This window comes from Shewanella sp. 8A, from assembly GCF_023475945.1.
Lineage (GTDB): Bacteria > Pseudomonadota > Gammaproteobacteria > Enterobacterales > Shewanellaceae > Shewanella > Shewanella xiamenensis.
In genome coordinates this window covers 57,071-82,119 of record NZ_JAMDJP010000005.1, presented here as the reverse complement: position 1 = coordinate 82,119, position 25,049 = coordinate 57,071, and the positions used below count along the sequence as shown (strand labels likewise).

Here is a 25,049-nt window from a genome sequence, read left to right as displayed (position 1 = left end):
GTACACTCATATCGAAAGGGGTCATTTCCAATAAAAGCATAGGACTCAGGTCATTCCGAATCATCTGGCAATCATTGTATTCATTTAAGAACAGACTTCAATACAAGCTTCAAAAACTTGTTTTAGACAATGCTAAAAAACCAAACTAAAATGCAAGACAAAAAACATGCAAGCAATTGATTTTATTTAACTTAAAATATCGACAAATGCTTCCAAAACGTATTGAACGCATTTTAAGAACAATGTTTCCAAAATTACTGACGCTCACTGAAAAGTTCAGCATAAGGGATATCCCAATAAGGCGGATTGCCAATATGGTCTTTAATAAACTCAACGAAAGCACTCACCTTAGGCGCTAAATGCTTACGACGTGGATACACTGCCTGTAGCGGTAAATGATGAGTCAATTGCCAATCTCTCAATAGTGGCACCAAGGTACCTTTAGCGATCTCATCTTCCATCAAGTAACTAGCAAGATATACAACCCCTAAGCCACTGATCGCAGCTGATTTTAAAGCAGGAGCGTTATCCACCCTAAAGTTACCTGAGACACCTATCTCACAGTAATCATCGCCCTTTTTAAACTGCCACATGCTGTGCTCATGCCACTCACCTTGATACACCAAGCAGTTATGGTCGACTAATTGCTCTGGACGCGAAGGTTCGCCATGTTTAGCAATATAATCGGGTGAGGCAACGAGTAGGAACTGACACTTCATCAAAGGTCGCGCCACCATACCAAGAGGAAGCTGCTCAGACATAGTTAACAGTAAGTCTAAACCTTCACTGACCACATCCACCTTATGATCAAGCAAACTGACTTGCAGTTCGAGCTCAGGGTGTTTTGCCATAAAGGATGGCAGTGCGGGAATGATATGCATAGCGCCAAAGGACTGAGAAATACCCACCTTTAACACGCCGCGGGTCGCATCGTTTAAATTATGCACGCTAGCAATCGCCTGCTCAGCATCGCGGAGTAACTCTTCACCTTGCAGATATAACAAATGCCCAGCTTCAGTCAAACTTAAGCTGCGAGTAGTACGCTGGATCAGTTGAACACCGAGTCTATGCTCGAGATCGGCTACCTGCGTACTAACCTTAGATTTAGAGATCCCAAGCCTTCTTGCGGCCGCACTGAAACTTCCGGCTCTGGCCACATGAGTAAAAATCGCAATAGGTTCTAACAGTTCTAACATGGAAAGTCGCCTTAAGCAGTTTCGACAGTGATTTAAACTTTCGGAATAACGCAGGAATGCAGCATTCCATAACGCCTTAATATCTCACAGCAAATGGGTTCGTTGTAGAGATTTAAACCGAAAAAGTCAGCTAAAGTAGAGTGTTTTATCTGACTGAGTTGCCAGCTTTTCATTATATTTTAAGAGTATACCAAACATTAGTCTGAAGAATGTAACATTCCACACTAAATAGCCGCAAGCATTGGGATTAATATCAAGGTGCTTGGTAACAATTCCCCAATAAAAAGCCCCAAACACAAAGGTGCTGAGGCATTGATCATTTAAACTGCTTTATTCATTTTGCCAGCTAGGCAAACGTTCTAGCGTAAAAACCAGTTTACTCCCTTAGATATCTTCTGCGATATCTACTCACGCAATTCGTGGTGAGTGTTTTGCGTCAACACATAAGGTGCTAACTCAGGCACTTCTTTACGCAGTTGATTTTCAAGCACTAGCAGGTTTTCAAAACGGTCACATAAACGGTCGGCTTTCGCTTCAATCCCCTTGGATTGGGATTCAATTTGCTGCTCAATATCATCGCCTAATTTATCCATTTTTTGTGAAAATGCCTCCATCTTAGCATCGAAGGACTCACCATCGCCGGCAAGAATTTGGCCACCGATATTCATCATCAGGGTACCAATGGAGTTTTGCACGATTTGCTCCATTTCCTGTTCAAACTCATCGTTAAAAGTGTTTTGCATCGACTCTTCGGTCGCACCAAGGTAAAAACTATCGCCCTGCTTGTAGGCTACGGCATCGACACGCTTCTGCACGCCCGCCATCATCTCATCAAACTTAGCGCCTGCGGCATCGCCCATCAGTGGCGTTAACGCCATACTCACGGCTTGAGAGGCTAGTGCAACCGCTTCATTGACTAATTCAATGACTTCAGGTACCTGAGTAGACACCTCATCGGCGTATTGGCTAACTAGCTTCTTCTGCTTATCAGTTAAAGTTACCTGCTTGCCTTCAACGTATAACTTGTCAACCTCGATACGATACTTCTCGGCGCCCTTCTCACTCATCACTAATTTTTTAGGTTCGACTCTCACATCATAATTAAGGGAAACCTCACAGCGCTCATCAATTTGCGGCTCGGTTTTCGCTTGTGCTGATTGCAAGCCAGAAGCACCTAAAATAACACCCGATAATGCCACTCCAGTTAATAGCGTATTTATTTTCATTGTGGTTCATCCTTTAATCTGAGTAATTCGACTAAGCTAACATGCTAAAAGACAATTAGCAGAAGATGTGCCAACTTTGTAATAATATGATTAGTATGGAGTTATAAAAATTAGCACCGATAGCAGATTAGTGAATTTCACTAATATTTAGCCTAGCAGTGCTAATCAAAGAGTTAAATCAGAAGATTGAACGTCCGAGACGCTGGCTGAGATGCTCAAGCATCGCCGTCCCCGCGAGGGAGTTACCTTGGTTATCTAATTCGGGTGACCAAACGCAGACCGAGAGCTCCCTAGGGATCACCGCAATAATGCCGCCACCGACACCACTTTTGCCAGGCATACCGACACGATAGGCAAACTCACCAGCGCCATCGTACAAGCCCGAGGTTGCTAACAGGGCATTTAACTGCCGAGTCTGCACTTGCGAAATAAGCTTAGTGCCATCTATGGTTTTACCGCGATTAGCTAAATACAGCATCGCCCGCGATAGATCGGCGCAGTTCATTTTTAAGGCGCAGTAATGAAAATAAGTGCGCAGCACTGTATCGACATCACCTTGAAAATTGCCGAAGGATTTCATCAGATAGGCGATGGCCGCATTACGAGCACTGTGCTGATATTCAGAATCAGCCACTTGCTTATCGAAACAAACTTTATCGTTTTGACTCAGCGCCCTGACCAATTCCAACATCCGATGCTTAGGTGCCCCTAAACGGCTCTGTAATAAGTCAGCGATGACTAATGCGCCAGCATTAATAAAGGGATTGCGAGGTTTACCCCGCTCGAGTTCGACTTGGACTAATGAATTGAAGGAGTGTCCCGAGGGTTCTTTGCCGACGCGGCTCCAAATTTCGGTTTCTTCATATAAAGTTAGCGCTAAGGTTAAGCTGAAAACTTTAGAAATACTTTGAATTGAAAATGGCTCAAGGTAATCGCCTGCGCCTATGGTTTCACCGTCAATAGTGGTCACGGCTATGCCCAATTTGCCAGCATCAACATTGGCTAGCGCAGGAATATAATTAGCAACCTTTCCTTGGCCGAGCAAGGGTCGAACTTTGTCGACCACTTCCTCTAATAACGCCTGTTCTGGCATTAACTCCACCAGATATCGTACAGTTCGCTAACTTCGAGTTGAGTCACTTTTTGACCCGCCCAGAATGCCTTAACAGCAGCGATATCTTCCTCGGTGCACTTCCCGATAGTTTGGGTCGCAATAATACCTTCCCATTCGATATGACCACCGCCATGGAAGCCTAGCTTACGGGCTTCAATCACCTCATCAATAAACTTATCGACAGTTGCATCAATTTCAGCTTCAGAGACAGATGCATCGAACGTCCAAGTGATGTCAAAACCTAACTCTTGGAATTCATCGACGCGCATTTTCTTACGTAAACGACGGCTACGATTCGTTGCCATAGTGATTTTCCCCGTTGTGTTAAAAAACCAATAAAAAGATAACGATATTAAGCGATACGCTCGAACATCAGATCCCATACGCCATGGCCAAGGCGATGACCGCGGGCTTCAAATTTCGTGAGTGGACGATGATCCGGACGCGGTACAACAGTACCATCGGCAGATTGATTCTTGTAACCGCTCGCCACATTCATCACTTCCAGCATATGTTCGCTGTAGTTTTCCCAGTCGGTTGCCATATGGAATACGCCGCCAATCTTCAGTTTACGGCGGATCAATTCGGCAAATTCAGCTTGTACGATACGGCGTTTGTGGTGGCGCTTTTTATGCCAAGGATCGGGGAAGAACAACTGCACACGCGTCAGGCTGCCATCGGCAATCGCATGTTCTAATACTTCCATCGCATCATGGTGATACACACGAAGATTGGTCACGCCCGCGGCAGCGGCATCACTTAAGCATGAGCCAACACCAGGCTTATGGACTTCAATACCGATAAAGTTCAGCTCTGGTGCTTCTTGCGCCATTTGCACCAAAGAAGCGCCCATACCGAAACCAATCTCCAGTACAGTGTCAGCTTCGCGCCCAAAAACTTCGGCTAAATCCAATGGTGTTGGGCTGTAATCTAAGCCCATTGTTGGCCACTGAGTCTCAATGGCTTGCGCTTGACCTTTAGTCAAACGCCCTTCTCTTAGGACAAAGCTTCTGATCTTACGCAGATACTTGCCTTCTTCATTAAATTCAGCGGTAGTGACTTCGCTCATTTTTGCCTCGTCTCGTGGACAACACCCTCTAAAAAGAAGGGCATTATCCAAAGTTCAACTTACAGTGCAAGCACTAATGGAGGCGAAGTATAACAAGATTCTTCGCCGGAGCGAATCTAGCACTGTTTTTCCTGTGAGAGTGACTTGTTTGCCGCCCTATCTCCCGCTACACTGCGCCGATGAAATCTACAGCCTCCTTTGCAACACGTATCGTTAATTGGTACGACACCCACGGTCGTAAAACCCTCCCTTGGCAGCAAGATAAAACCCCATATAGTGTATGGGTTTCAGAGATTATGCTGCAACAAACTCAGGTGGCGACTGTTATTCCCTATTACCAGCGTTTTATGACGCGTTTCCCCGATGTATTAGCCCTCGCTAACGCCCCGGATGATGAAGTATTGCACCATTGGACAGGCCTTGGTTATTACGCTAGGGCTCGCAATCTGCATAAAGCCGCTAAGATGATCCGCGATGAATATCAAGGACAATTCCCGACGAATTTTGAGAAAGTGCTAGCACTGCCAGGCATTGGCCGCTCGACAGCGGGTGCAGTGCTATCCCTATCACTTGGGCAGCAGCATCCGATCCTCGATGGCAATGTTAAGCGCGTCCTAGCAAGACATGGCGCGATTGCGGGCTGGCCTGGACAAAAACCAGTGGAGGAGCAACTCTGGCAACTCACTGAACAGTTAACGCCAGAGCAGGATATTCAAAAATATAACCAAGCCATGATGGATATTGGTGCCAGTATTTGTACTCGCAGCAAACCAAATTGCGCCGCTTGCCCTGTGGCTATCGATTGCAAGGCCCAACTTATGGGTAGGCAAACCGATTTCCCGGGTAAAAAACCGAAGAAAACTATCCCAGAGAAATCTGCTTGGATGTTGGTTTTGCTCAAAGATAATCAAGTCTTCTTGGCTAAGCGCCCTCCTGCTGGCATTTGGGGCGGACTCTGGTGCTTTCCCGAGTTTAATACTCAAGCCGCACTCAATGCAGAGCTTGAAGCCCAAGGTTATAAAGCCGCTCAACTCGAACCATTAATTGGTTTTAGACATACCTTTAGCCATTTTCATTTAGATATTCAGCCCATGCTGCTGAATTTAGATAGCCACGCGAATGGCTACAACAAGCAAACCTCGGGTAAACAGATCGTGGGCGCAGTCATGGAACAAAATCAGTCTCTCTGGTATAACATAAATCAACCTTCCAAAGTGGGGCTCGCCGCCGCAACCGAGCGTGTGCTAGCCAATTTGGAGTCACTCATAACCGCTACAGTCAGTAAGCAGTAAGGAATAATCATGGCGCGTACAGTCAATTGCGTATATTTAAATAAAGAAGCCGACGGCCTAGACTTTCAACTGTATCCAGGTGATTTAGGTAAACGCATTTTTGATAACATCAGTAAAGAAGCTTGGGGCCTATGGCAGAAAAAACAGACCATGCTGATTAACGAAAAGAAACTCAACATGATGAATGTTGATGATCGTAAGTTTTTAGAAGAGCAAATGACATCCTTCCTGTTCGAAGGTAAAGACGTTGAAATTGAAGGCTTTGTGCCTGAAAAAGATCAAGAATAAGCCTAAGCGCCTATCCATAAATAGCAAAAAAGCGCCTAAGGGCGCTTTTTTGTTACAGGAGAAATGGCGTGCTTACTTACGCACACCTTCTACCACTAAATCTAATTCAACATTGGCAGATGCCGGACCTAAGTCCATCTTGATGCCATAATCTTTCATCGCAAACGTGGTAGTACCGGTAAAGCCGGCACGATATCCGCCCCAAGGATCTTGACCTTCACCCACAGCATGCGCTTGAATCGCAAGTGGTTTAGTCACACCGTTTAGCGTGAAGTTACCCTTGATAACCATATCGCCATTACCTTTATCTTCAACCGAAGTCGAAACGAAAGTCGCTTCGGCAAATTTAGCGGCATTTAAAAAGTCAGCGCTACGGATGTGTTTATCACGCTCAGCATGGTTTGAGTCCACACTTAAGGTGTTCACTTTTACATTCACTTTGGCTGCCGCTGGATTTTTAGCATCGTAGCTGAAATCACCGCTGAAATCATTAAAACGGCCAACGACATAGCTATAACCTAAGTGACTCACTTTAAAGGTAATAGAGGCATGGGCACCTTCACGATCAATCACATAATCGGCGGCAGATGCAGCAATCGGAGCCAGTAAAGACCCGCCAATCAAGGCCGCTAATAGTTGTTTTTTCATTATATTATCCTCGGTTAAATTTAATCATCTTGAGTAATGTTGAATCTTTATCGATAAAATGGTGCTTTAGAGCACCTAAGGCATGCAGTACAACCAAAGCAATCAAGCTATAGGCGGCATATTGATGAATATCCCCCGCTATATCAGCCTGATTTTCAATCAGCGGCGTCAGACCAGGTAACTCAAACCAGTCAAACACCATAATTCCTCGCCCCTCTGCCGTTGAAATCAAAATGCCTGCGGCCATAATCAGCAGTAATAAGAGGTAAATCGCGCCATGGGCAATCTGGGCAGTAACCTTTTCCCATGGCTGATGATTTTGCTCTGGTGCAGGCTTTGGATTAATCAAACGCCAAACTAAACGAAATAACGTTACCGCCAGCAGCAAAATCCCGACGCTTTTATGCCAATGTGGCGCCGTTTTGTACCATGGGCTGTAGTAGGTCAACTCAACCATCCAAACCCCCATGGCAAATAATCCAATCACGGCTACAGCGCTCAACCAATGGCTTGCAATAGCAATAAGTCCATAACTTAACTTAGTATTTCTAAACATACTGCCACTCCGAACCTTTATACTTCTGCCACATAATTAAATAATAGTCATTATCATAGAACGAAAATTAAAAACTAAAATCAGTAAAAATAGCTCATATCTTTCTAAAATTTAGAATGTTTGCCATTTTAACGTTTTGAAGCTGATAGCAAGGTTAGTAAAGGCAATATATTCGAGTGGAAATACAACTTAGTGATATTAAACTGAACCGATTTTGATAGGTTTATAGATAAAAAACAGCCAAAGTGCACATTAAACAGTCGAACACATCATTTATCAGGAAAAAGCACTTGCAGCGGCTAAATACCCTCGCTAATATAGCCGCACTTCGAATGAGACAGCATTGAGTTGTCAGTTTTTAAGTAGTCAACTAACGCTTAGTTTAGTTGCCCGAATAGCTCAGTCGGTAGAGCAGAGGATTGAAAATCCTCGTGTCCCTGGTTCGATTCCGGGTTCGGGCACCATTATTCAGCAGTATAAGCCGGCATAGCTCAGTTGGTAGAGCAACTGACTTGTAATCAGTAGGTCCCGAGTTCGACTCTTGGTGCCGGCACCATAAAAAACAAAAAAGCCACTCATTGAGTGGCTTTTTTGTATCTGGGATTTCAATCAAATCATATAACTCCACTCTAAGTCACAGCCAACCTACTCTCGATAATTGCAGCGGTTTCCAAGCTCGACTTTTGCTCCTGATGCTCCTGAAACCTTCAAACAAATATTGATTTACGGCTTTACACTTAACTTTGCCAATTTTCAAAGTTCGGAGGCAGAGACTAAGGTGTTATTCGCGCCTCCCACTATTTAATTGTATTAAGCCATTGATAGTTAGGCTAAGTAAGCTTTGCACATTCAAGTAAAGCAATAAATATTGCGCATTTTGTTTAATACTTGGCCAGTCGAATTAAAAGGGCTTGCACACTGAAAGCGTGCACTATATGATACGCGCACTTCGAACGAATGGGGTGTTAAACTCACGATTTGAAGTAGACAACTAACACTTAGTTTAGTTGCCCGAATAGCTCAGTCGGTAGAGCAGAGGATTGAAAATCCTCGTGTCCCTGGTTCGATTCCGGGTTCGGGCACCATTATTCAGCAGTAAAAGTTTAGCCGGCATAGCTCAGTTGGTAGAGCAACTGACTTGTAATCAGTAGGTCCCGAGTTCGACTCTTGGTGCCGGCACCATAAAAAACAAAAAAGCCACTCTTTGAGTGGCTTTTTTGTATCTGTGATTTTAGCAATTTACTTTATCAGCTCATGCACTATCGGCCTATCTCCCGTTTGGACTTGATGCTGCAAGTGTCGCCAACCATGAGTTAACTCGCTTAGCGGCTCTTTTCGCTCAGGAAAGTGCGAAGATAATTTGTCGATCACTTCAATTTGCATTTTACACAATAACGACCAACGGTCTGCATTTGATAGGTACATAGCGTTTTCCTTAACGAAGGGGATGATATTTCCTTAATTGATTAACACTAGGTCATAAACCTAACGTTGCCAAATTAAAATTGCGTGTTAGCGCACTGTTAAACATTGCTACTCCAGAGTATCTTTATTCTATAAACATAAGATAGGAGACATCATGACAGCTACGATTTTTAAACTTATTTTTATCGCAATTGGTTTGTTTCTGGTTTATAAGCTGATATTTGGTGGTAAGAAGGGATCGACTATTTTCGAAATGCACTTTAAAGACGGCCGTATGACTCACCACAAAGGCAAAATCCCCGAGCGTTTCGAGAAGGAATGTCGACATCTTGCTAAAGCAGATAAACTCACTTGTACTATCAGAGCCGAGAAAGATACCGACGTCCGACTACATATATCTGCCAATGTAAATGACAATCTACAACAAAGGATCCGTAATCAATTTCCCTTTGAGTATTACGATAAGAAGACAGTGGATAATAGTCGTCAAGCGGGTTAATTTTCAGAATCATCAGCCCTTATGTCAAAGTAAGGGCTGCACAATCCACTCAAACTTTATTGAGATTGATCAATCTTAGAATTTAATCGGATCCTTTGGCTCTAGCTTTCCATCTTCGCGCGCATCACGAACACGGCGCTCATTATCTTGCACCATAGGATCGCCACTCGATTGATGAGGATCTGCTTGTTTTTCTGAAGTGTCGTCGAAACGAAAATCAATGTTAGAACAAGCTGTTAATAAAATACTTGCTAACACAGCCAGTAACATCCAATACTTTTTCATTATATGATTCACGATAGATTGCTTTGAGCCAGTCTAGAGCAGTCAGAGAGCGATTATTAGCCAAGCCATACCGTTAACCATGGCAGCAAGCCGCTTAATCTAGCTTTTGGATCACTAAAGTCACCTTAGCAACGGTAACCCCCCACTTAATAATGTCGCTTTTATTGATGATGGTATTGTCATTAACTAAAAACATCCAATCATCAAAATGCACTTGGTATTCATCACCATCAACAGGCAATAACATATCATAGCGCCAGCGCAGCGCACTTCCCCTCGCCTCACCTACTGCAGTACCAATAATATCGCCTGCCGTGCCGGTATACTGTCCATCACCTAGGGAGGTTATACGCCATATACGGGTTTGGGTTTCACCGTCATCATAGACAAACCATTCATCGATAACACCTTCGTTCCCTTGCCAACTCGCCTCCATAGTGACATTGAATTTACGGATCACTTTGCCACTAAAATCCTCAACGATGCCCGATGCCTTAAGCGGGCCATTAAAGAATTTTTCCAATACTAATGGTGGATTTGTACCTTGATAATCAGCTACTTCAACCGAGGAACAACTAGATAACAGGCTGAGCATCAATAAACTTAAGATGACATTTTTAGTCCAATTTAGCGTTAACAATCGCATGATTTTTCTCCTAGTAATTGCGCTCGTAAACTTGGACGACTGGTTTTAGTCGATAACCAAATCGCTAAAAAAGCCTGTGCAAATTGTGGTTCTTGGATAAGCCCGAGGGGTTGTTGATTAAAATAAAATTGACTCTGGTTTGCATCGATAATCTTAAAACTTAAATGATCACCTGGCGTGACATCAGGCCAAATACCTTTTAGTAAATTAAGCCAGCGACCAATATCACTATCGGCATAACCTAAATGTCGCCATTGTTCGGCGGTTGCTTCCAGTAAATCTGCAGCATCAATATCACGATAATATTCAATATCTAACAATTGCGGATACTCCCCCTGCTGATACTGACCGGTTGGCGTCATCAGACGAGCTTTATATAAGTTGAACCACAGCCAATCCATTTCGCCGCGCCCAACCTCAACAAGATCCTGGCTCATCGAGTTATCGACCGTAGCGGTTGAATTTGCATATCCAGCAAAAGGGAGTAACAACCCAAAGATGACGCTAAGATAGGTTTTAGTCGATAGCATAGACATCCGATTCCTCCACTTGAAAATTAACGATCGCACAAGCGACGATGTTCTAGCCCATAACGCCTAACCGGCCTATAACTACGGGATATTTTGATAAACAGCGGCAATAAGATAGCCCAAACAACAGCAAGGATAATCATGGAAATACTTTCGCCAAAAGGAAGCGTCACCGCATTAAATTGCGCGCCCGCAATGTAGCTAAGACTGCCAAATACACCACCCAATATAACCTGCAAAATAATAGGTAAAGCACGCATAAAAATGAGGCTATGGTGCAGGCTCAAGGCAAAATGCAGCCATAGACAAGCGAGCCACCAAGGTAAAACGGTAAACTCAAATACCCCGAACAAAGTGAGCAAGGTATCAATCGCAATACCCAGCAATCCCACCTTAATCATGGTACTGAAGTCCCGAAGCACTGCTTGTCGGTTTTCAACCAAAGTCAACAGTAAAAAATGAATCAATAACAATGAGATATTGAGTAACAACACTCGATTGCCCCATAAGATGCTACTCCACCAAACACACTGAAAGCTCAAGGCGTTGTAGATAATAACTCCTTGAAGCTTAGACATATTTTGAATGTATCTGACCATAGGGAGCATCTCTGCGCGACGTTAACAACGGTTAATCGTATTAGGTAAACGATACCCGGGGCGTACGGCCACTAAATGCACAGTGCTTGTGGTGCGCTCTAAAAATCCGCCTTCGCAGTAACTGAGGTAAAACTTCCACATGCGAATAAAATCTTCTCCATAACCAAGGGCTTGGATTTGGGCAACGGAACGATCAAAGTTATCGTGCCAATCCTTTAAGGTTTTGGCGTAATCTAAGCCCATGTCATCGATCGACCAGACCTGCATATCGGTGCGCTTTGCCAAATGGCCAACCATTTGGTGAACCGAAGGCAAACAGCCACCAGGGAAAATATATCGCTGAATAAAATCAACGCTTTTACGATAACTATCGTAACGCTGATCTGAAATAGTGATTGCCTGTAATAACATCCGCCCTTCGGGTTTGAGCAATGTTTCCAGCTTTTTAAAGAATCCAGGCAAATATTCATGACCTACGGCTTCAATCATCTCGATAGACACCAATCTATCGTATTGACCGCTAAGATTTCGATAATCCTCGGTCAGCAAAGTCACACTATCGCTTAGCCCTTCACGTTCGACCCGCGCTTTAGCATAGGCATATTGGGCATCGGAGATGGTAGTGGTCGTAACGTGCACGCCATAATGTTTAGCTGCGTAAATCGCCAAAGCGCCCCAACCAGTACCGATTTCTAATAGGGTTTGCCCCGGCTTTAAATCGAGCCGTTCGCAAATGGTTTTGAGCTTGTGTAGCTGCGCATCAGCAAGGCTTGCCTCGCTATGGGGATACAAGGCACTGGAGTACAGCATTTCACGGTCTAAAAACTGCTCATATAACGCATTGCCCAAGTCGTAATGGGCAAGAATATTACGCTTAGAGCCCTGTTGAGAATTACGGTTAAGCAAGTGCTTAAAGCGATTAATCGAGCCAGTAAGCCAACTAAATTTAGCTTCAATCTGGTCAAGTAACGGCAGATTTCGAGCAAAAAGTTGCACGACTTTGGTTAAGTCAGGGCTGGTCCAATGGCCTTGAATATAGCCCTCACCTGCACCGATGGAGCCTGAAAACATCACTTGACGATAAAAGCTCGGATGCTTCACGACTAGCGTTGCATGTAGCTCACTGTGGTGCTCACCAAAACGATAGCTTTTATCCCCCTCGACTAAGGTTAAACATCCGTTAGGGAGATTTTCTAAGGCCTTGAGCAGTAGCTTACGGGCAAGACTGTCAGGCAATTTTGCCGTAACAACTGAAGATTGCGATGCAGTGTTTTCCATATTATTTCTCCATTTGAGCAGGATGTGGCACAAAAGGCACTCGTTTGTAGAACAGCTTTAACGCCTGCCAGTAAATCCCACCGAAAATTTTCAACGTCATAAAAGGGAAGCGAAACAACAGCGTCCTAAGTGATGTGGCATTAATGTCTTGGCGAGTCATCGAAAGCGTTGCATTAAATAAACGCTTGCCTGAATGATTCGGCAGATTTTCTATACCAATATTTAAGCGTTCAGTGGGGGGGGCAACATGCCACTGGTAGCGCATATCAAGATTCATAAAAGGTGAAACATGGAACACTTTCTCCGTTGTTTCAGGAGCCGATAAATCCACTAAATAGCAGTGGCGCTGATCCCACGGGGTGTTACTCACTTCGGCAAGCATGTATAAAGGCTGTTGATTTTGATAACAAAAATAGAAATTTACCGGGCTAAAATACACGCCAAAATGCCGAATTTGCCCAACAAATAGCACTCGATTACATCGCTCTTCACCGCCCAATTCTGTAACTTGCTGAAGCACTCGGCTCTTGAGGGCTGAAGCACTCGGCTCCTCTATATCGAGTTTGCGGTTAAGATTGTCCTTTGAGGTAAACGTAGTGAGATAGTCCGCAGGATTAAATCTCAGCAAGGCGCGGCGCTGACTAGCAAATATCCGCCCCATACGACTGATAGAATCAACTTCATCCAAATCAATCGCCAGCAACGCCATTTTGTAGCTAAAGTGATGTTTTATTGGGGTAAAGCGACTATGCGTCACAGTGCCGTAGTAAATACCACTATTGAGCTCACTCATAGGCTGATCCCAAAATGGTCGCAAACATCTAACGCACTCCGTACACCATCTTCATGGAAACCATTGTGCCAATAGGCCCCTGCAAAATGAGTGCGGTTTTTACCAGAAATCTCCTCCCGCCTTGCCTGTGCCTGTAAACTACGTTCGTTAAAGACTGGATGAGCATAGTTGAAACGACGCAGAATTTTCGACTCATCAATGAGCTCACTCTGATTAAGCGTTACGCAAAAGGTTGGCGCGTCGCTAGGTAGGCGCTGCAGAATATTCATATTGTAAGTCACAGAGGCGGGGCGTTTTTTATCGCCATCTAAGCGATAATTCCAACTTGCCCAAGCCGCTTTACGCTTAGGTAAAATACGGGTATCCGTGTGCAGCACCACTTCATTATTTTGATACTGTAAGTCGCCCAAAATGGCTTTTTCAGCGGAGGTAGCATCGCTTAGCATCCCAAGCGCTTGATCGCTATGGCAAGCTAGAATCACTTCATCGAACACATGCCACTCGCCATTAACCTGAAGCTTGACGCAATCATCATGGCGTTCGATGGCACTAACTGGGCTGTTTAAATGGAGATTATCTTTAAATGGTGCAATTAATTCAGGAATATAACTGCGTGAACCGCCCTTAAGCACATACCATTGTGGTCTGTCCGTCACATTTAACAGTCCATGATGCTCGAAGAAACGGATAAAAAAGCGCAGCGAAAAAGCCCGCATATCTTCAATGCTCGATGACCAAATCGCCGCGCCCATTGGCAAAATATAATGCTCAGCAAAAAAAGCTGAAAAGCGCTCTCTGTCGAGGAAATCCCCTAAATTAGCATCAGGGTATTGGTCCAGCTGATAAATGGCTTTACAGCTTTTATTAAATCGAACAATTTCATTTAAAAAGGCCCAAAAGCGCGGATTCAGGAGGTTACGCTTTTGGGCAAACAAACTCGCAAAATGATGGCCATTGTATTCAAGCCCAGTGAGCGCATTGTGCACGCTAAAACTCATCTCTGTCGGCAAAATACTGACATTAAGGCGGGCTAATAACCGCTCAAAACGGGGATAAGTTCTATCGTTAAATACGATAAACCCAGTATCTATCGCATAGGTTTTACCTTGATAATCCACATCCACAGTGGCAGTGTGACCACCGATATAATCATTAGCCTCAAATACAGTCACTTTGTGTGACTGGCTCAATAGATGAGCGCAGGTCAGCCCTGAAATCCCAGTACCTACAATGGCAATATTTTTCATCTTCCGGTGTCCTTTAGCGCTTTTGCTTGGCTATCTCTTTGGATCATTTTTTGCCATACAAATGCTGGTAAAAATGACATCAATTTCAACAAATAAGTAAATCGTTTTGGAAAATGGATCTCTGCGTCGCCGCGTTCGATACCAACACGAATCGCCAACGAAGCTTCATGCACATCAATTTGCATTGGCATGGCAAAGTCATTTTTGGCGGTTAAGGGGGTTGCCACAAATCCAGGGCAAATCACGCTGACACTAATATCATCTTGCGCAACATCGAGTGACAGACTCGCAGCCAAGTACTTAACGCCCGCTTTAGATGCGCCGTAAGCCTCGGCACGGGGAAAGGGTAAATAAATCGCGCTGGAACTCATCAAGGCTAATTTCGATCCTTTTGGCATTAGAGGCAAAAATGCCCCTAAACAGTAGCCCATCGCAATCAAGTTAGTGTGTATGACTCGCTCAAAGAGCTGATCATCAAAATGTTTTGCATCGTCGATATACTCACAACTACCGGCGTTGAGGATCACGATATCCAATAGACATTCACTGCTCGAGAGCATATCGCCTAGCTCAGTAGCAGCCTGCTGGACTTGAACACGATCGCTAATATCAAAACTCAAGCAAGTGGCGCCTATCAATTCCTTCTGCGCCAACAAATCAAGTTTTGAGGCGTCACGGCCACAGGCAATCACATGCCAACCCAAGGCCAGATAATCCTTTGCTAACTGCAAACCGATACCTGAACTTGCCCCAGTTATCAGCACTGTATTGATTTTTTTGGTGAGCAATGAGGTCATTACTTAGCCGCCCTATCTTTAAGCAAGCGAATAAGTCCGCCCATACAAGGCAAATGTTCATACAGCATTTGCCCTAGGTCGAAATAGTCCCGATGAAAATAAATGCGCTGATGGAACTTAAGCTGGCTCATCCCATCAACCCGAACTATCTCTCCTTTATTGAGCTTAGGATGACGATATTGCATTTGCCAAAACAGCGATGCTTGAGTGTCATCCTGTAATACTTCTTTGATTTCAAAATGAATATAGCCAATATTTTGATAAAGCTTAGCAAAATACTGTGTCAACGCGTTTAAGCCATTCACTTGATGCATCGGATCGATAAAACAAATATTGTCATCATAGACCTCTGCAAGTAGATGCAGATTATCCTTATTTAACGCTTGATAGAGGCTGATAAAATCATCTACTAATCCGCTATGCTCAATCTTCGCTTGGTTTATCATCCAGACACTCCCTAAAGGATAAGTATTAAGGTTGAACTTGTGGTCTAAGCCTTTTTCAGCACACCCAGTACCGTCAGCGCTCTTGCTCTTGCCGCATTGTGCTCAACAATCGCATAGGGATAATCCGCTTGCGATGCAAATAACGGTGCTTCAAACAACGAAGGCGTTTTTTGCTGATTCGGTTGATGCAATCGCTTAACGCCCCAAGATGCGAGTTCTGGTAAGTACTTACGAATAAAGCGGCCATCTGGATCAAACTTTTCGCTCTGGCTCATAGGATTAAAAATCCGAAAATACGGCTGCGCATCACAACCGCATCCTGCCGACCACTGCCAACCGCCATTGTTAGCCGCCAGATCGCCGTCGATAAGATGCTGGCGGAAATACCGCTCACCCCAACGCCAATCAATAAGCAAGTGTTTGGTTAAAAAGCTCGCCACCACCATACGCAGGCGATTGTGCATCCAGCCGGTTTGATTAAGTTGCCGCATAGCCGCATCCACTATCGGATAGCCGGTTTTGCCCTCGCACCAAGCTAAAAACTCATCGTGATTGTTGCGCCATGGCACATGATCGGCTTGGCGATTAAAATTGTGTCCCTTGGATAAATCAGGAAAAGCCACCAGCAAATGACGGTAGAACTCCCGCCAAATGAGCTCATTTAGCCATGTACGCCCGGGACTAGTGTCATCAACCATTACCTCAGGGAAACGTTGTAAAAGCGCCGCGACACATTGCCTTGGACTGAGTACACCAATCGCCAGATAAGGGGAGATAACACTGGTGCCATCAATGGCGGGGAAATCTCTATCTTGCTTATAGTCTTGCACTTTTTGCTGAATAAATTGATTAAGCAGCCGCTTGGCTTGCCCCTCACCTGCCGCCCACTGTTCACTCGAGATAAGCGGGGTTGATATGGTTTGATTTAAACCTGTTTCTGATGGCGTAGTGCCCTTGTTAGTCGGAGAATCAGCAAAGCCGATATTTTTAAAAAATAATGGCTTAGGCTCCGATAAGATAGGACCAAGCGGTGCTGGCACACCCAGCGGCACAATAGGCTGCTTTGCGGCAACCTCTCGCCACTTGCGGCTAAAAGGAGTAAACACCCGATACATGTCACCGCTTAAATTAAGCACAGTTCCAGGTGGTAATAAGCAATGTTCATCACTAAGCACCAAAGGAATCCCCGCTTCAATACAAGCTTGATCGCGCTTTTGCTCATTGATCTCAGGTTCTCGTCCTGCAAATACCCGTCCAATACTATGCTCTTCACAATAACCCGTTAAAAATGCGGGAATATCTTTAAAGCTATCAAGTTGAATGAGTTCAAATTCAACTCCTAAACTCGCCAGTCCTTGGGCCAGTAGATTCACATGCCGCTGAATAAAGTCGAGTTGAATTGGCGCGATATCATGGCGACGCCATTGACTTGGGGTGGCAATGTAAATCGCTTTAAGCTTGGCGGCATGATGTTGCCTTACCCAATCACAGGCGGCCGTAAACGCCTGATTATCGGTAAGGCGCAGATCTTGGCGAAACCACATTAACGCCTGTTTCTCCAAACCGCATTGATTAATGCTCATCGGCGCTCTCTCCTTCAATCAGTGCAGCATTAGCCTGGTTTTTCTGTCTACGATACTGTTTTTTATGTTGCTGCTTTGCGGCCGTTATTTGCTGAATGATCTCGGTAACACTAGGGGCGATATAGTCCGATAAAGTGGTTAGTGTCGGCGCGAAAGGGCCAACGAGATAGCAAGCGAGTGACTTAGTCTCCAGCAACATTTGCAGCTCTGTCTGCTTTGATAGTGAGTGATTCGCCTCTGGCAATAACACTAAAGCATCAACCTTAAGCCTGTTATTGATTAGCCCAAGACTGCTGACATGTTGCACGCCTAAGTTGACCACTGAGACTCTTAAATCGGCAAGTTCCAGTAATAGTGCAAGGCAATACAAACGGTTAGTAAGGCTTGAACTGGGCGCAAGCGTAGGCTCTGTATTTTTTTGCGATGTAACATAAGGCAAACGCACTAACGCAATCTGGGGCGAGCTTGCTAGCCCCGCTACGCTTAAACGCCCACCGATACGGCTAGCTAACTCACTGTCTAACCAAGCAAGCAGCAGCTCCACATCTAAACGCGGCTCCAATAAAGGCATTAATTGTGCAAACCAAGCTTGTAGCAGTTTTTGTTTAACCAATTGAAATGGATATAAGCCCAAGGCTTCATCTAAGATTTGGTGAAACTTGAGCTGATCTAACTCAAAAAATGCAGTGTTTAACGCCAATATCTGCTCATGCCAAAAATCAGACGATTGAGATTGCACACTCGCGACATCTATCGCTTTAGCCGAACTCATCAATAATGGCTTTACCTTACTGATGGCAACGCCTTTTGCTAACCATGCATTAATCTCATGGATTTGTTGAATATTTTCGGCAGAATACAGCCTGTGCCCCTTGGGAGTACGCTCAGGGATAACAAGCCCAAAACGCCGCTGCCATGCCCTTAATGTCACCGCATTAACGCCAGTAAGCCGCGACACCTCACCGATCGGCAGTAATTCGCTACTGCTGGGATTATCAGCTACAAGCTCTAAATTATGATCTTCCATTTTTGTCTCTTAACTCATGAATCAGATTGGTTGGCCTAAGCATGTTGTGCTAAACCATTTCGCCAATCGTGGTTTGTATCTGCTAAGCCATTTTTATCAAACGCACATATCAGCAAAAACCTAGTAGGCATAACGCAGTTTTAACTCCTCCGGATGGGGATTTAAGTACACTTGATCTTCAATATATGGCGTTGGGAATTGTCTTAAGTAATGGTTAATCAAGGTGATAGGCACTAACAGAGGCAAGAGTCCTTGACGATATTTCATAATCATTTCAGATAGTTCTTGTTTTTGCTCCTTAGTTAAGTGCTTTTTAAAATAGCCCTGAATATGCTGCAAGGTGCTGGTATGATTTCTACGGGTCGCATTGATTTTTAAGGCGGTCATAAAGCCTGTAAAATAGCGGTCAGCGGTCGCTTCAATATCCTCAATATTGGCCACAATCGGTCCAAGCTCGCGATACCATTTAGGACTGTGGGCCATTAATAAGTACTTATAACGGGAGTGAAACTTCACTAACTTATGCTTAGTCAGCCCCTCGTGATGCATTGTATGCCAATCGTGATAGGCGTAGACCCGAGTAAAAAAGTTTTCCCGCAGCACCATATCGTGCAAACGCCCTTCTTCTTCAACCGGTAAATGGGGATAACGCTCCATTAATTTGCGGGCAAATACGCCAATACCGGATTTAGAGCCGTTATTGGTGCCAATCTTGTACTCTGTTACACGTTCCATACCGCAGGTTGGGGATTTAGCACAGAGTAGATAACCGCCTAAAAAATCTAACTCTTCTACTTTGCGCTCACTGAAATCATTGAGTTTTTCGGTGACATCTAAACTTCCATCCGCGCTCTGTACTCGTATTTGTTCACCATCGCGTACTAAACGAATACTTTTACGAGGTGCGCCTAGGCCAATCGCCATTTCTGGGCAGATAGGAACATAATCAAAAAATGGGGCAATTTCTTGATTACAATAGGAGGAATTTTTATGACCACCGTCAAAACGTACCTTCTCCCCTAACAGGCACGCACTGATCCCTATTTGAATACGTTGCGGATTAAACTTGTACATAATGAGATTCCTTGTATCAATTTAGATACTATTACGGACCACTCTTGTACAAGGATCAAGTTTTTGTACAATTTTTTATAAAAATATTTTTCTACTAAAAATCCAACGAAAGTCGCCAGAGTTTGGCCTTGATATTGCTTAATTTATTTGCCCTATTGGCGCGGCATCTGAAAGTGAAAATCGACGAGGTAAAATAAGGAAATGACTGTCATCAATCCCAATAGCTATGCGGCCATCGCGTTGAACCAACTAAAATCGTTGCAAACTCAGCAAACGAAAGGTGTATCAAGCCCTGCGGAAAATCCGAGAGCTCAAATGACAGCCCCGCAAGATACAGTCACCCTATCTGGCGGCGTGACTCGAGATGCTGAAACCAGTGATACCTATAGTCAGCTTGCGCCTAATGCCAAACAACATTACACCGCTAATGTGCAACATATTGCCGGTACGGCAGAGACTGAAAAGCCGCATAATAGATTAGAAGACGCAATGCAGGCGATTCTCGATAAACGCACAGGCATTGATAGGGATAAGCTTAAACAGCTAGATGCAGAGATAGCAAAAATAGCAGGTGATGACAGCTTATCCGAAGAGGAAAAAGCAAAAAAAATTGAATTACTCCAAGCTCAAAAAGTGGAGCTAATTAAAGAAGCTACTGAGAAAAATGAAGAGCGACAACGCAATAACCAGGCTGAAGTGTATTTTAGTTAACCTGAACTCGGGGTGACGAGTGTCGGAAAAATCTAAATTTAACAATCAAAATCAATGCCATAAATGATTTTTTTGAAAAGAAGAACCTTTTTCCTGACTGAATGCGCAGATTTTTGCGCATATCAAGGCGCTCTGTCGTATGCCATAGCGAGCTATGGTTAGACAGAGCAACGCAGAGAGGCCCGAAAAGATGCCTATTCAGCGGCTCTACTTATCCCGAGCTCAGGTTAGTTAATAACGCGAGCGGTATGGCGAGCACAACAAGCCCAACTTAATCATCATGCAAAGCCATTGGTGAAATGATTATCCGCCCTATCAAAGGGCGGCTCGCTATCAGAATAAAAGCTTAAACAACCTTGTCGCCTTAATTAGCGCTTTTTACCACCTAACGCGCGTTTTTTAGCCCGTTGTTTTTGAGCAGCTTTGCTATTGCGTCTTGGCTCGGAGACCATTTTGTTAAAATCGGGTTCAAAGCCAGGATACCATTGTTGTGGCAAACGCTTATCGAGCAAGGCTTCGACTTCTTCTAGCAGTAGCGCATCCTCTTGGCTAAAAAGCGTAATGGCCATCCCGGCACTGCCAGCCCGACCTGTACGACCGATACGGTGAATATAATCTTCAGCAATAAACGGCAATTCGAAATTAATCACATACTGTAGCTCAGCAATATCAAGTCCTCTTGCAGCCACATCGGTGGCGACTAAGACTTGCACTTGTCCTTGTTTAAACTCCTGCAATACCTTTTCCCGCGCACCTTGGGACAAGTCGCCATGGAAAGCTTGCGTTGCCACCCCGAGTTGATTGAGCTGAGTGGTCAGCTTATCGACACCCTGTTTAGTGCGACTAAATATCAACACTTGCTGCCAATTTTTGCTACGGACTACATGGCTGACAAACTCAGTTTTACGATCGCTATCAATGGCATAGACTCGCTGCTCTATCTGGGCCGCGGTCGTATTACGTTTAGCCACTTCAATCAGCTTGGGATTAAGCAGAAGGTTTTTGCTGAAACTAAAAATCGAATCATCCAAAGTGGCGGAAAATAGCAGGGTTTGTCTGTGAGCGGGCACTTGCTTAAGCACGGCTTTGATTTCATCCATAAATCCCATATCAAGCATCCGGTCGGCTTCATCAAATACCAGTGTGTTCAATTGCTTAAGATTGAGTGCACCCTGACGCAAATGATCAAGCAAACGGCCTGGGGTGGCGATCAACACATCGATCCCGGCGTTAAACACCGCTTGCTGCGCCTCGATACTCACTCCGCCGTAGGCGATCCCTACACGAATATCTGTGCCTTTCGCATATTTTACAAAGCTTTGCTGAACTTGTAGCGCCAACTCCCTCGTCGGCACTAAAACTAAGGCGCGGATTGCTTTTGGCGCCTTAAGGTTTTCGTTATCAGCGATTAAGTGTTGCAGAATGGGTAATGCAAAGGCTGCGGTTTTCCCCGTCCCCGTTTGAGCCCCCGCCATCACATCCTGTTTTGCTAAAATGGCGGGAATGGCTTCAACTTGAATAGGCGTGGGTTGTTGATAACCAAGTTCAGCTAAGGTGTTAACTAATTGGGTATTTAAGGAAAGCGCGCTAAAAGACATGAAACATCACCAAAAACAATCATGCCGCAATGTTAGCAGACCGGACGGACTGCGACCAGTTTACGCTCGCGCCTTTAATATCATGCTTATCGGTCACAGCCACACTACTACTTAGGTTTGGTAAACAATTACGCTTCAGTAAAAAAGGCCTCAACATCCGCTGGTAATTGTGGGCGGCTAAAGAGATATCCCTGTGCTTGGTCGCAAAAATTTTGAGTTAAAAACTCGGCTTGCTCGGTGGTTTCTACCCCTTCCGCAACAATATCTAATTTTAAGGCATGGCCAAGGGCAATCACAGCTTTAGCTATCGCGGTATTGTTGGTATCGAAGGGAATGTCTCGTACGAAAGACTGGTCGATTTTAAGCTTATGAATTGGAAGTTTTTTCAAATAATTCAGTGATGAATAACCCGTACCAAAATCATCGACCGAGAGCTCAATGCCCAAATCACCTAACAATTTTAAATCACGAATCGCGACATCCGGATTATTCATCATCACACTTTCTGTCACTTCAAGCTCAAGGCAAGTTGCAGGTAAGCCTGTTTGCGTTAGGATACGTTTCACGTCCTCCACAAAGGAGCCACGTTGCAACTGCTGTCCTGCGACGTTAACCGCAATGCGGCCAAACTGTTTACCGTCAGCCAACCAACGCACACCTTGCTGGCAAGCCGTTTCAAGCACCCACAAACCAATATCGTAAATTAAGCCTATTTTTTCGGCGACGGGAATAAACATCCCAGGGGAAATTTGTCCTAAAATCGGATCGTTCCAACGCAATAGCGCCTCAACTCCAACGGTTTTACGGGTCACCAAATTTAATTTGGGTTGATACATCAAATACAGAGAATTTTGCTCAAGTGCACCATAAAGCGCACTCTGCAACTTTAAATGCTCGATCGATTCTTTAGTCAATGATTCAGTGTAAAAGGCATAATTATTTCGCCCCTCACTCTTAGCGCGATACATGGCGGCATCGGCATTGCGTAGCAGCGTATCAGCATTACTACCATCACTTGGGTAAAGGGAAATCCCCATACTGGCGGTAAGGCGTAAATGATCCCCGGTGCTTACCACAAAAGGTAGATCAAATACTTGGCGCAATTGGTTAATTGCCGCTGTAGCATCCTCATGGCCTTGAATGCCGGAAATCAGCGCCACAAACTCATCGCCACCAATACGTGACAACACATATTGCTCCTGTAATTGGCTGCGAAGACGTTTAGCCAGTTCCACCAGTATTTCATCGCCAATACTATGACCAAAACTGTCATTAATGTGTTTAAACAAATCCACATCAATAAAGACTGTCGCTAATTGGGCATTGAGTCGTTTCGCATGTCTGAGTTCTTGCTTAAGCTGCATCATCAGCTTCATGCGATTCGGCAAATGAGTCAGTGGGTCAAAATAAGCTAAATGAGCAAGTTGCGCTTCACTCTGCTTTTGAGCGGAGATATCGGCAAAGACTGCGACAAAATAGCGGATCTCCCCAACCTCATCGTAGATGGCGCTAATAGTGATATTTTGCGGAAAAATAGTGCCATCTTTACGTCGATTCCAAATTTCACCATTCCACTTACCAGCATCGAGTAAATGATTCCACATGGTTTCAAAAAAAGCTTTATCGTGACGGCCGGAATTAAATAAGCGTGGATTTTGCCCAAGTAACTCTTCTCGCGAGTAACCTGTAATCTCGTAAAAGGCACCATTAACATCGGTAATATTACCGTGCCTATCAGTCACGACTACACCTTCAAGGGAGTGTTTAAAGACATTGGTAGCGAGGGTAAGTTGTTCTTCCACTTCTTTATGTTTAGAGATATTACGGGTCATGCCTATCACGCCCGCCAGTTCCCCCTCGGGCGTTAAGGCAGGGATTTTAAGAGTCTCTAGCCATAAGTGTTTATTTTGATTCTCACCATCTAAACATTCGGCAACAATAATTGGCGCCCCAGTATCAATAGCAAGTTTGTCACCATTAAGAAAAATATCCGCAATCGCTTTGCCAAATAACTCTTCGTCCGTCTTGCCAATAATGTCACTGCGGGGTAGCTCCCACGCATTTTCAACACTTTGGTTGCAAATGGTGTAAACACCGTCGGTATTTTTGACCCAAATATGCTCTTCAAAACTATCGATAAAGGTCTGCAAGTCAATAACATCCATCGACTTCGCATCACCGCGCAAGGCGGCCATTTGCAGTCGTTGGGCCCTGTGCAACTCACTCAAATTAAGCTGTAGGCTATTAACCGTTAGGGAAGCGAGTTGCAGTGCCTTATCATCTAACTGTAAAGGAGTATGATGATATAAACAAAATACCCCGAAATGCGCTCCAGAATTCCAGATGATAGGCAAATAAATTAAGCTTCCAAGTCCGGTATCACGCCATTTTGGCGTTGATTTTACATCAGGGATCAAGGCTTGCTTGAATGCAGCAGCATGACGTACATCTAACGGAATATTAACCTGATGATGACTAAAGGTACTTGATTCGTTGAAGGGATAATGGGAAGCGGAGCGAGTGGATGGGGTATTAACTTTAGGTGTCGCATGTTGATAGAGGTTTAAATGAGCTTTATGATTAAAATGCCGAACCAGAGCTTCTATATCAACAAGTTGGCACCGTTCAGACTGAATTAACTGACGATATTCACCCGCTGCATTCGCAGTTAAGATCACCGCATGCGACTGAGTGATATTGGCGACTAACTGTAAGTCATTTGCCCAATCTGTTAACTGCTTTTGTGAAATTGCAAAATCAATCATAAGCTTGCTAACTATAGCCTCTACAATTCCATGTTAAATAAGGACAACAAGCGCCCCCCTAAAAAACACTACACCGACAACAATACCCAACCACTGTCTTAATAAAATCTGAGCCTAGGCTGAAGTACAAAACCAGTACAATCCCACCCTCAATTGACAGATATTACCGCAGACACTCAATCATCGTCATTCACTAATACATAATTATTTGAGTTATTAGCAGATTAGTTTGTTTCAGATAACGAAATTTAAACACCATTATCGCCAACAGACTCACTGTCGATAAAGGTTAGGCTCAAAGCTACTCAAAAATGAGTTCGTCAATAAAAGCTTATCAATAAAACATTTGAATAAAAA

26 protein-coding genes and 4 tRNA genes are annotated in these 25,049 nt (G+C 44.3%); 8 read left to right on the top strand and 22 right to left on the bottom strand.

All coding sequences use genetic code 11. From position 1 onward, the window contains the following. Positions 1 to 254 precede the first annotated feature (254 nt). The 5 genes from M0413_RS05380 to trmB form a co-directional block, all read right to left on the bottom strand. Positions 255 to 1,196: a LysR family transcriptional regulator gene (locus M0413_RS05380; RefSeq protein WP_249553401.1), complete on the bottom strand. Its 942-nt coding sequence runs from the start codon at positions 1,194 to 1,196 to the stop codon at positions 255 to 257. Positions 1,197 to 1,600: 404 nt separating this feature from the next. Next, on the bottom strand, positions 1,601 to 2,422 hold the full coding sequence (locus M0413_RS05375) for a YggN family protein (RefSeq protein ID WP_144375274.1): 822 nt from the start codon (positions 2,420 to 2,422) through the stop codon (positions 1,601 to 1,603). A gap of 178 nt (positions 2,423 to 2,600) precedes the next feature. Further along, positions 2,601 to 3,515, bottom strand: coding sequence for a glutaminase B (gene glsB, locus M0413_RS05370; protein ID WP_241406678.1), 915 nt, complete (start codon positions 3,513 to 3,515; stop codon positions 2,601 to 2,603). Beyond that, complete coding sequence (locus tag M0413_RS05365) at positions 3,515 to 3,841, bottom strand: YggL family protein (protein WP_037420808.1); 327 nt, start codon at positions 3,839 to 3,841, stop codon at positions 3,515 to 3,517. The genes glsB and M0413_RS05365 overlap by 1 nt, the downstream gene beginning before the upstream one ends. A gap of 47 nt (positions 3,842 to 3,888) precedes the next feature. Beyond that, the gene (gene trmB, locus M0413_RS05360) at positions 3,889 to 4,605 is read right to left on the bottom strand and encodes a tRNA (guanosine(46)-N7)-methyltransferase TrmB (RefSeq protein WP_037420811.1); all 717 of its coding nucleotides are present in this window, start codon (positions 4,603 to 4,605) and stop codon (positions 3,889 to 3,891) included. Positions 4,606 to 4,784: 179 nt separating this feature from the next. On the opposite strand from trmB, the gene mutY reads away from it, so the two are divergent. Then, positions 4,785 to 5,897 carry an A/G-specific adenine glycosylase gene (mutY, locus tag M0413_RS05355; RefSeq protein WP_249553399.1) on the top strand — a complete coding sequence of 371 codons (1,113 nt, stop codon included), beginning with the start codon at positions 4,785 to 4,787 and terminating at the stop codon, positions 5,895 to 5,897. A 9-nt stretch (positions 5,898 to 5,906) separates the two neighbouring features. After that, positions 5,907 to 6,185 carry an oxidative damage protection protein gene (locus M0413_RS05350; RefSeq protein WP_037420816.1) on the top strand — a complete coding sequence of 93 codons (279 nt, stop codon included), beginning with the start codon at positions 5,907 to 5,909 and terminating at the stop codon, positions 6,183 to 6,185. A 72-nt stretch (positions 6,186 to 6,257) separates the two neighbouring features. Here M0413_RS05350 and M0413_RS05345 read toward each other — a convergent pair whose 3' ends face one another. Beyond that, positions 6,258 to 6,833, bottom strand: a complete 576-nt coding sequence (locus M0413_RS05345; RefSeq protein ID WP_037420837.1) for a YceI family protein — start codon at positions 6,831 to 6,833, stop codon at positions 6,258 to 6,260. Positions 6,834 to 6,837: 4 nt separating this feature from the next. After that, the gene (locus M0413_RS05340; RefSeq protein ID WP_047533772.1) at positions 6,838 to 7,389 is read right to left on the bottom strand and encodes a cytochrome b; all 552 of its coding nucleotides are present in this window, start codon (positions 7,387 to 7,389) and stop codon (positions 6,838 to 6,840) included. Positions 7,390 to 7,777: 388 nt separating this feature from the next. Between M0413_RS05340 and M0413_RS05335 the strand changes: the two genes are divergently transcribed. From M0413_RS05335 to M0413_RS05320, 4 genes are all read left to right on the top strand, one after another. Next, positions 7,778 to 7,853 (top strand) — tRNA-Phe (locus M0413_RS05335). Between the two features lie 16 nt (positions 7,854 to 7,869). Next, positions 7,870 to 7,945, top strand: a tRNA-Thr gene (locus M0413_RS05330). A 453-nt stretch (positions 7,946 to 8,398) separates the two neighbouring features. Beyond that, a tRNA-Phe gene (locus tag M0413_RS05325) sits at positions 8,399 to 8,474 on the top strand. A 21-nt stretch (positions 8,475 to 8,495) separates the two neighbouring features. Continuing rightward, positions 8,496 to 8,571, top strand: a tRNA-Thr gene (locus M0413_RS05320). A gap of 57 nt (positions 8,572 to 8,628) precedes the next feature. Here the strand turns inward: M0413_RS05320 and M0413_RS05315 are convergent. After that, positions 8,629 to 8,814 carry a hypothetical protein gene (locus M0413_RS05315; protein ID WP_037420841.1) on the bottom strand — a complete coding sequence of 62 codons (186 nt, stop codon included), beginning with the start codon at positions 8,812 to 8,814 and terminating at the stop codon, positions 8,629 to 8,631. Positions 8,815 to 8,968: 154 nt separating this feature from the next. Between M0413_RS05315 and M0413_RS05310 the strand changes: the two genes are divergently transcribed. Further along, positions 8,969 to 9,313 (top strand): DUF3634 family protein, encoded by a 345-nt coding sequence (locus M0413_RS05310; RefSeq protein ID WP_240293142.1) that lies wholly within the window; start codon positions 8,969 to 8,971, stop codon positions 9,311 to 9,313. A 75-nt stretch (positions 9,314 to 9,388) separates the two neighbouring features. On the opposite strand, the gene M0413_RS05305 is transcribed toward M0413_RS05310, so the two are convergent. The 12 genes from M0413_RS05305 to M0413_RS05250 all read right to left on the bottom strand — a co-directional run bounded on the left by M0413_RS05305 (position 9,389) and on the right by M0413_RS05250 (position 19,618). After that, positions 9,389 to 9,598, bottom strand: a complete 210-nt coding sequence (locus M0413_RS05305) for a hypothetical protein (RefSeq protein ID WP_249553397.1) — start codon at positions 9,596 to 9,598, stop codon at positions 9,389 to 9,391. 94 nt (positions 9,599 to 9,692) lie between these two features. After that, complete coding sequence (locus M0413_RS05300; protein ID WP_144375284.1) at positions 9,693 to 10,244, bottom strand: DUF3833 domain-containing protein; 552 nt, start codon at positions 10,242 to 10,244, stop codon at positions 9,693 to 9,695. Beyond that, the gene (locus M0413_RS05295; protein WP_249553395.1) at positions 10,232 to 10,780 is read right to left on the bottom strand and encodes a chalcone isomerase family protein; all 549 of its coding nucleotides are present in this window, start codon (positions 10,778 to 10,780) and stop codon (positions 10,232 to 10,234) included. The genes M0413_RS05300 and M0413_RS05295 overlap by 13 nt, the downstream gene beginning before the upstream one ends. A 20-nt stretch (positions 10,781 to 10,800) precedes the next feature. Next, entirely contained in the window at positions 10,801 to 11,352 is a 552-nt protein-coding gene (locus M0413_RS05290) for a DUF2878 domain-containing protein (protein WP_249553393.1), read from the bottom strand. Between the two features lie 42 nt (positions 11,353 to 11,394). Further along, positions 11,395 to 12,651 carry an SAM-dependent methyltransferase gene (locus M0413_RS05285; RefSeq protein ID WP_249553391.1) on the bottom strand — a complete coding sequence of 419 codons (1,257 nt, stop codon included), beginning with the start codon at positions 12,649 to 12,651 and terminating at the stop codon, positions 11,395 to 11,397. Position 12,652: 1 nt separating this feature from the next. Beyond that, positions 12,653 to 13,444, bottom strand: a complete 792-nt coding sequence (locus M0413_RS05280) for a DUF1365 domain-containing protein (RefSeq protein WP_249553389.1) — start codon at positions 13,442 to 13,444, stop codon at positions 12,653 to 12,655. Continuing rightward, a complete protein-coding gene (locus M0413_RS05275) occupies positions 13,441 to 14,691 on the bottom strand; it encodes an NAD(P)/FAD-dependent oxidoreductase (RefSeq protein ID WP_140907703.1) in 1,251 nt (416 codons plus the stop codon). The genes M0413_RS05280 and M0413_RS05275 overlap by 4 nt, the downstream gene beginning before the upstream one ends. Beyond that, positions 14,688 to 15,488 (bottom strand): SDR family NAD(P)-dependent oxidoreductase, encoded by an 801-nt coding sequence (locus M0413_RS05270; RefSeq protein WP_069453298.1) that lies wholly within the window; start codon positions 15,486 to 15,488, stop codon positions 14,688 to 14,690. The genes M0413_RS05275 and M0413_RS05270 overlap by 4 nt, the downstream gene beginning before the upstream one ends. Then, positions 15,488 to 15,934, bottom strand: a complete 447-nt coding sequence (locus M0413_RS05265; RefSeq protein WP_037428819.1) for a nuclear transport factor 2 family protein — start codon at positions 15,932 to 15,934, stop codon at positions 15,488 to 15,490. Before M0413_RS05265 ends, M0413_RS05270 begins: the two co-directional genes overlap by 1 nt. Positions 15,935 to 15,978: 44 nt before the next feature. Then, positions 15,979 to 17,517: a deoxyribodipyrimidine photo-lyase gene (gene phrB, locus M0413_RS05260; RefSeq protein WP_249553387.1), complete on the bottom strand. Its 1,539-nt coding sequence runs from the start codon at positions 17,515 to 17,517 to the stop codon at positions 15,979 to 15,981. Continuing rightward, positions 17,507 to 18,544, bottom strand: a complete 1,038-nt coding sequence (locus M0413_RS05255) for a MerR family transcriptional regulator (RefSeq protein WP_249553386.1) — start codon at positions 18,542 to 18,544, stop codon at positions 17,507 to 17,509. The genes phrB and M0413_RS05255 overlap by 11 nt, the downstream gene beginning before the upstream one ends. Positions 18,545 to 18,664: 120 nt before the next feature. After that, on the bottom strand, positions 18,665 to 19,618 hold the full coding sequence (locus M0413_RS05250) for a YbgA family protein (RefSeq protein WP_249553385.1): 954 nt from the start codon (positions 19,616 to 19,618) through the stop codon (positions 18,665 to 18,667). A 201-nt stretch (positions 19,619 to 19,819) separates the two neighbouring features. Between M0413_RS05250 and M0413_RS05245 the strand changes: the two genes are divergently transcribed. Beyond that, positions 19,820 to 20,329, top strand: a complete 510-nt coding sequence (locus tag M0413_RS05245; RefSeq protein WP_249553384.1) for a hypothetical protein — start codon at positions 19,820 to 19,822, stop codon at positions 20,327 to 20,329. 368 nt (positions 20,330 to 20,697) lie between these two features. On the opposite strand, the gene M0413_RS05240 is transcribed toward M0413_RS05245, so the two are convergent. Next, complete coding sequence (locus M0413_RS05240; RefSeq protein WP_249553383.1) at positions 20,698 to 21,927, bottom strand: DEAD/DEAH box helicase; 1,230 nt, start codon at positions 21,925 to 21,927, stop codon at positions 20,698 to 20,700. Between the two features lie 128 nt (positions 21,928 to 22,055). After that, positions 22,056 to 24,692 carry a bifunctional diguanylate cyclase/phosphodiesterase gene (locus tag M0413_RS05235; RefSeq protein ID WP_249553382.1) on the bottom strand — a complete coding sequence of 879 codons (2,637 nt, stop codon included), beginning with the start codon at positions 24,690 to 24,692 and terminating at the stop codon, positions 22,056 to 22,058. Between the last annotated feature and the right edge of the window lie 357 nt (positions 24,693 to 25,049).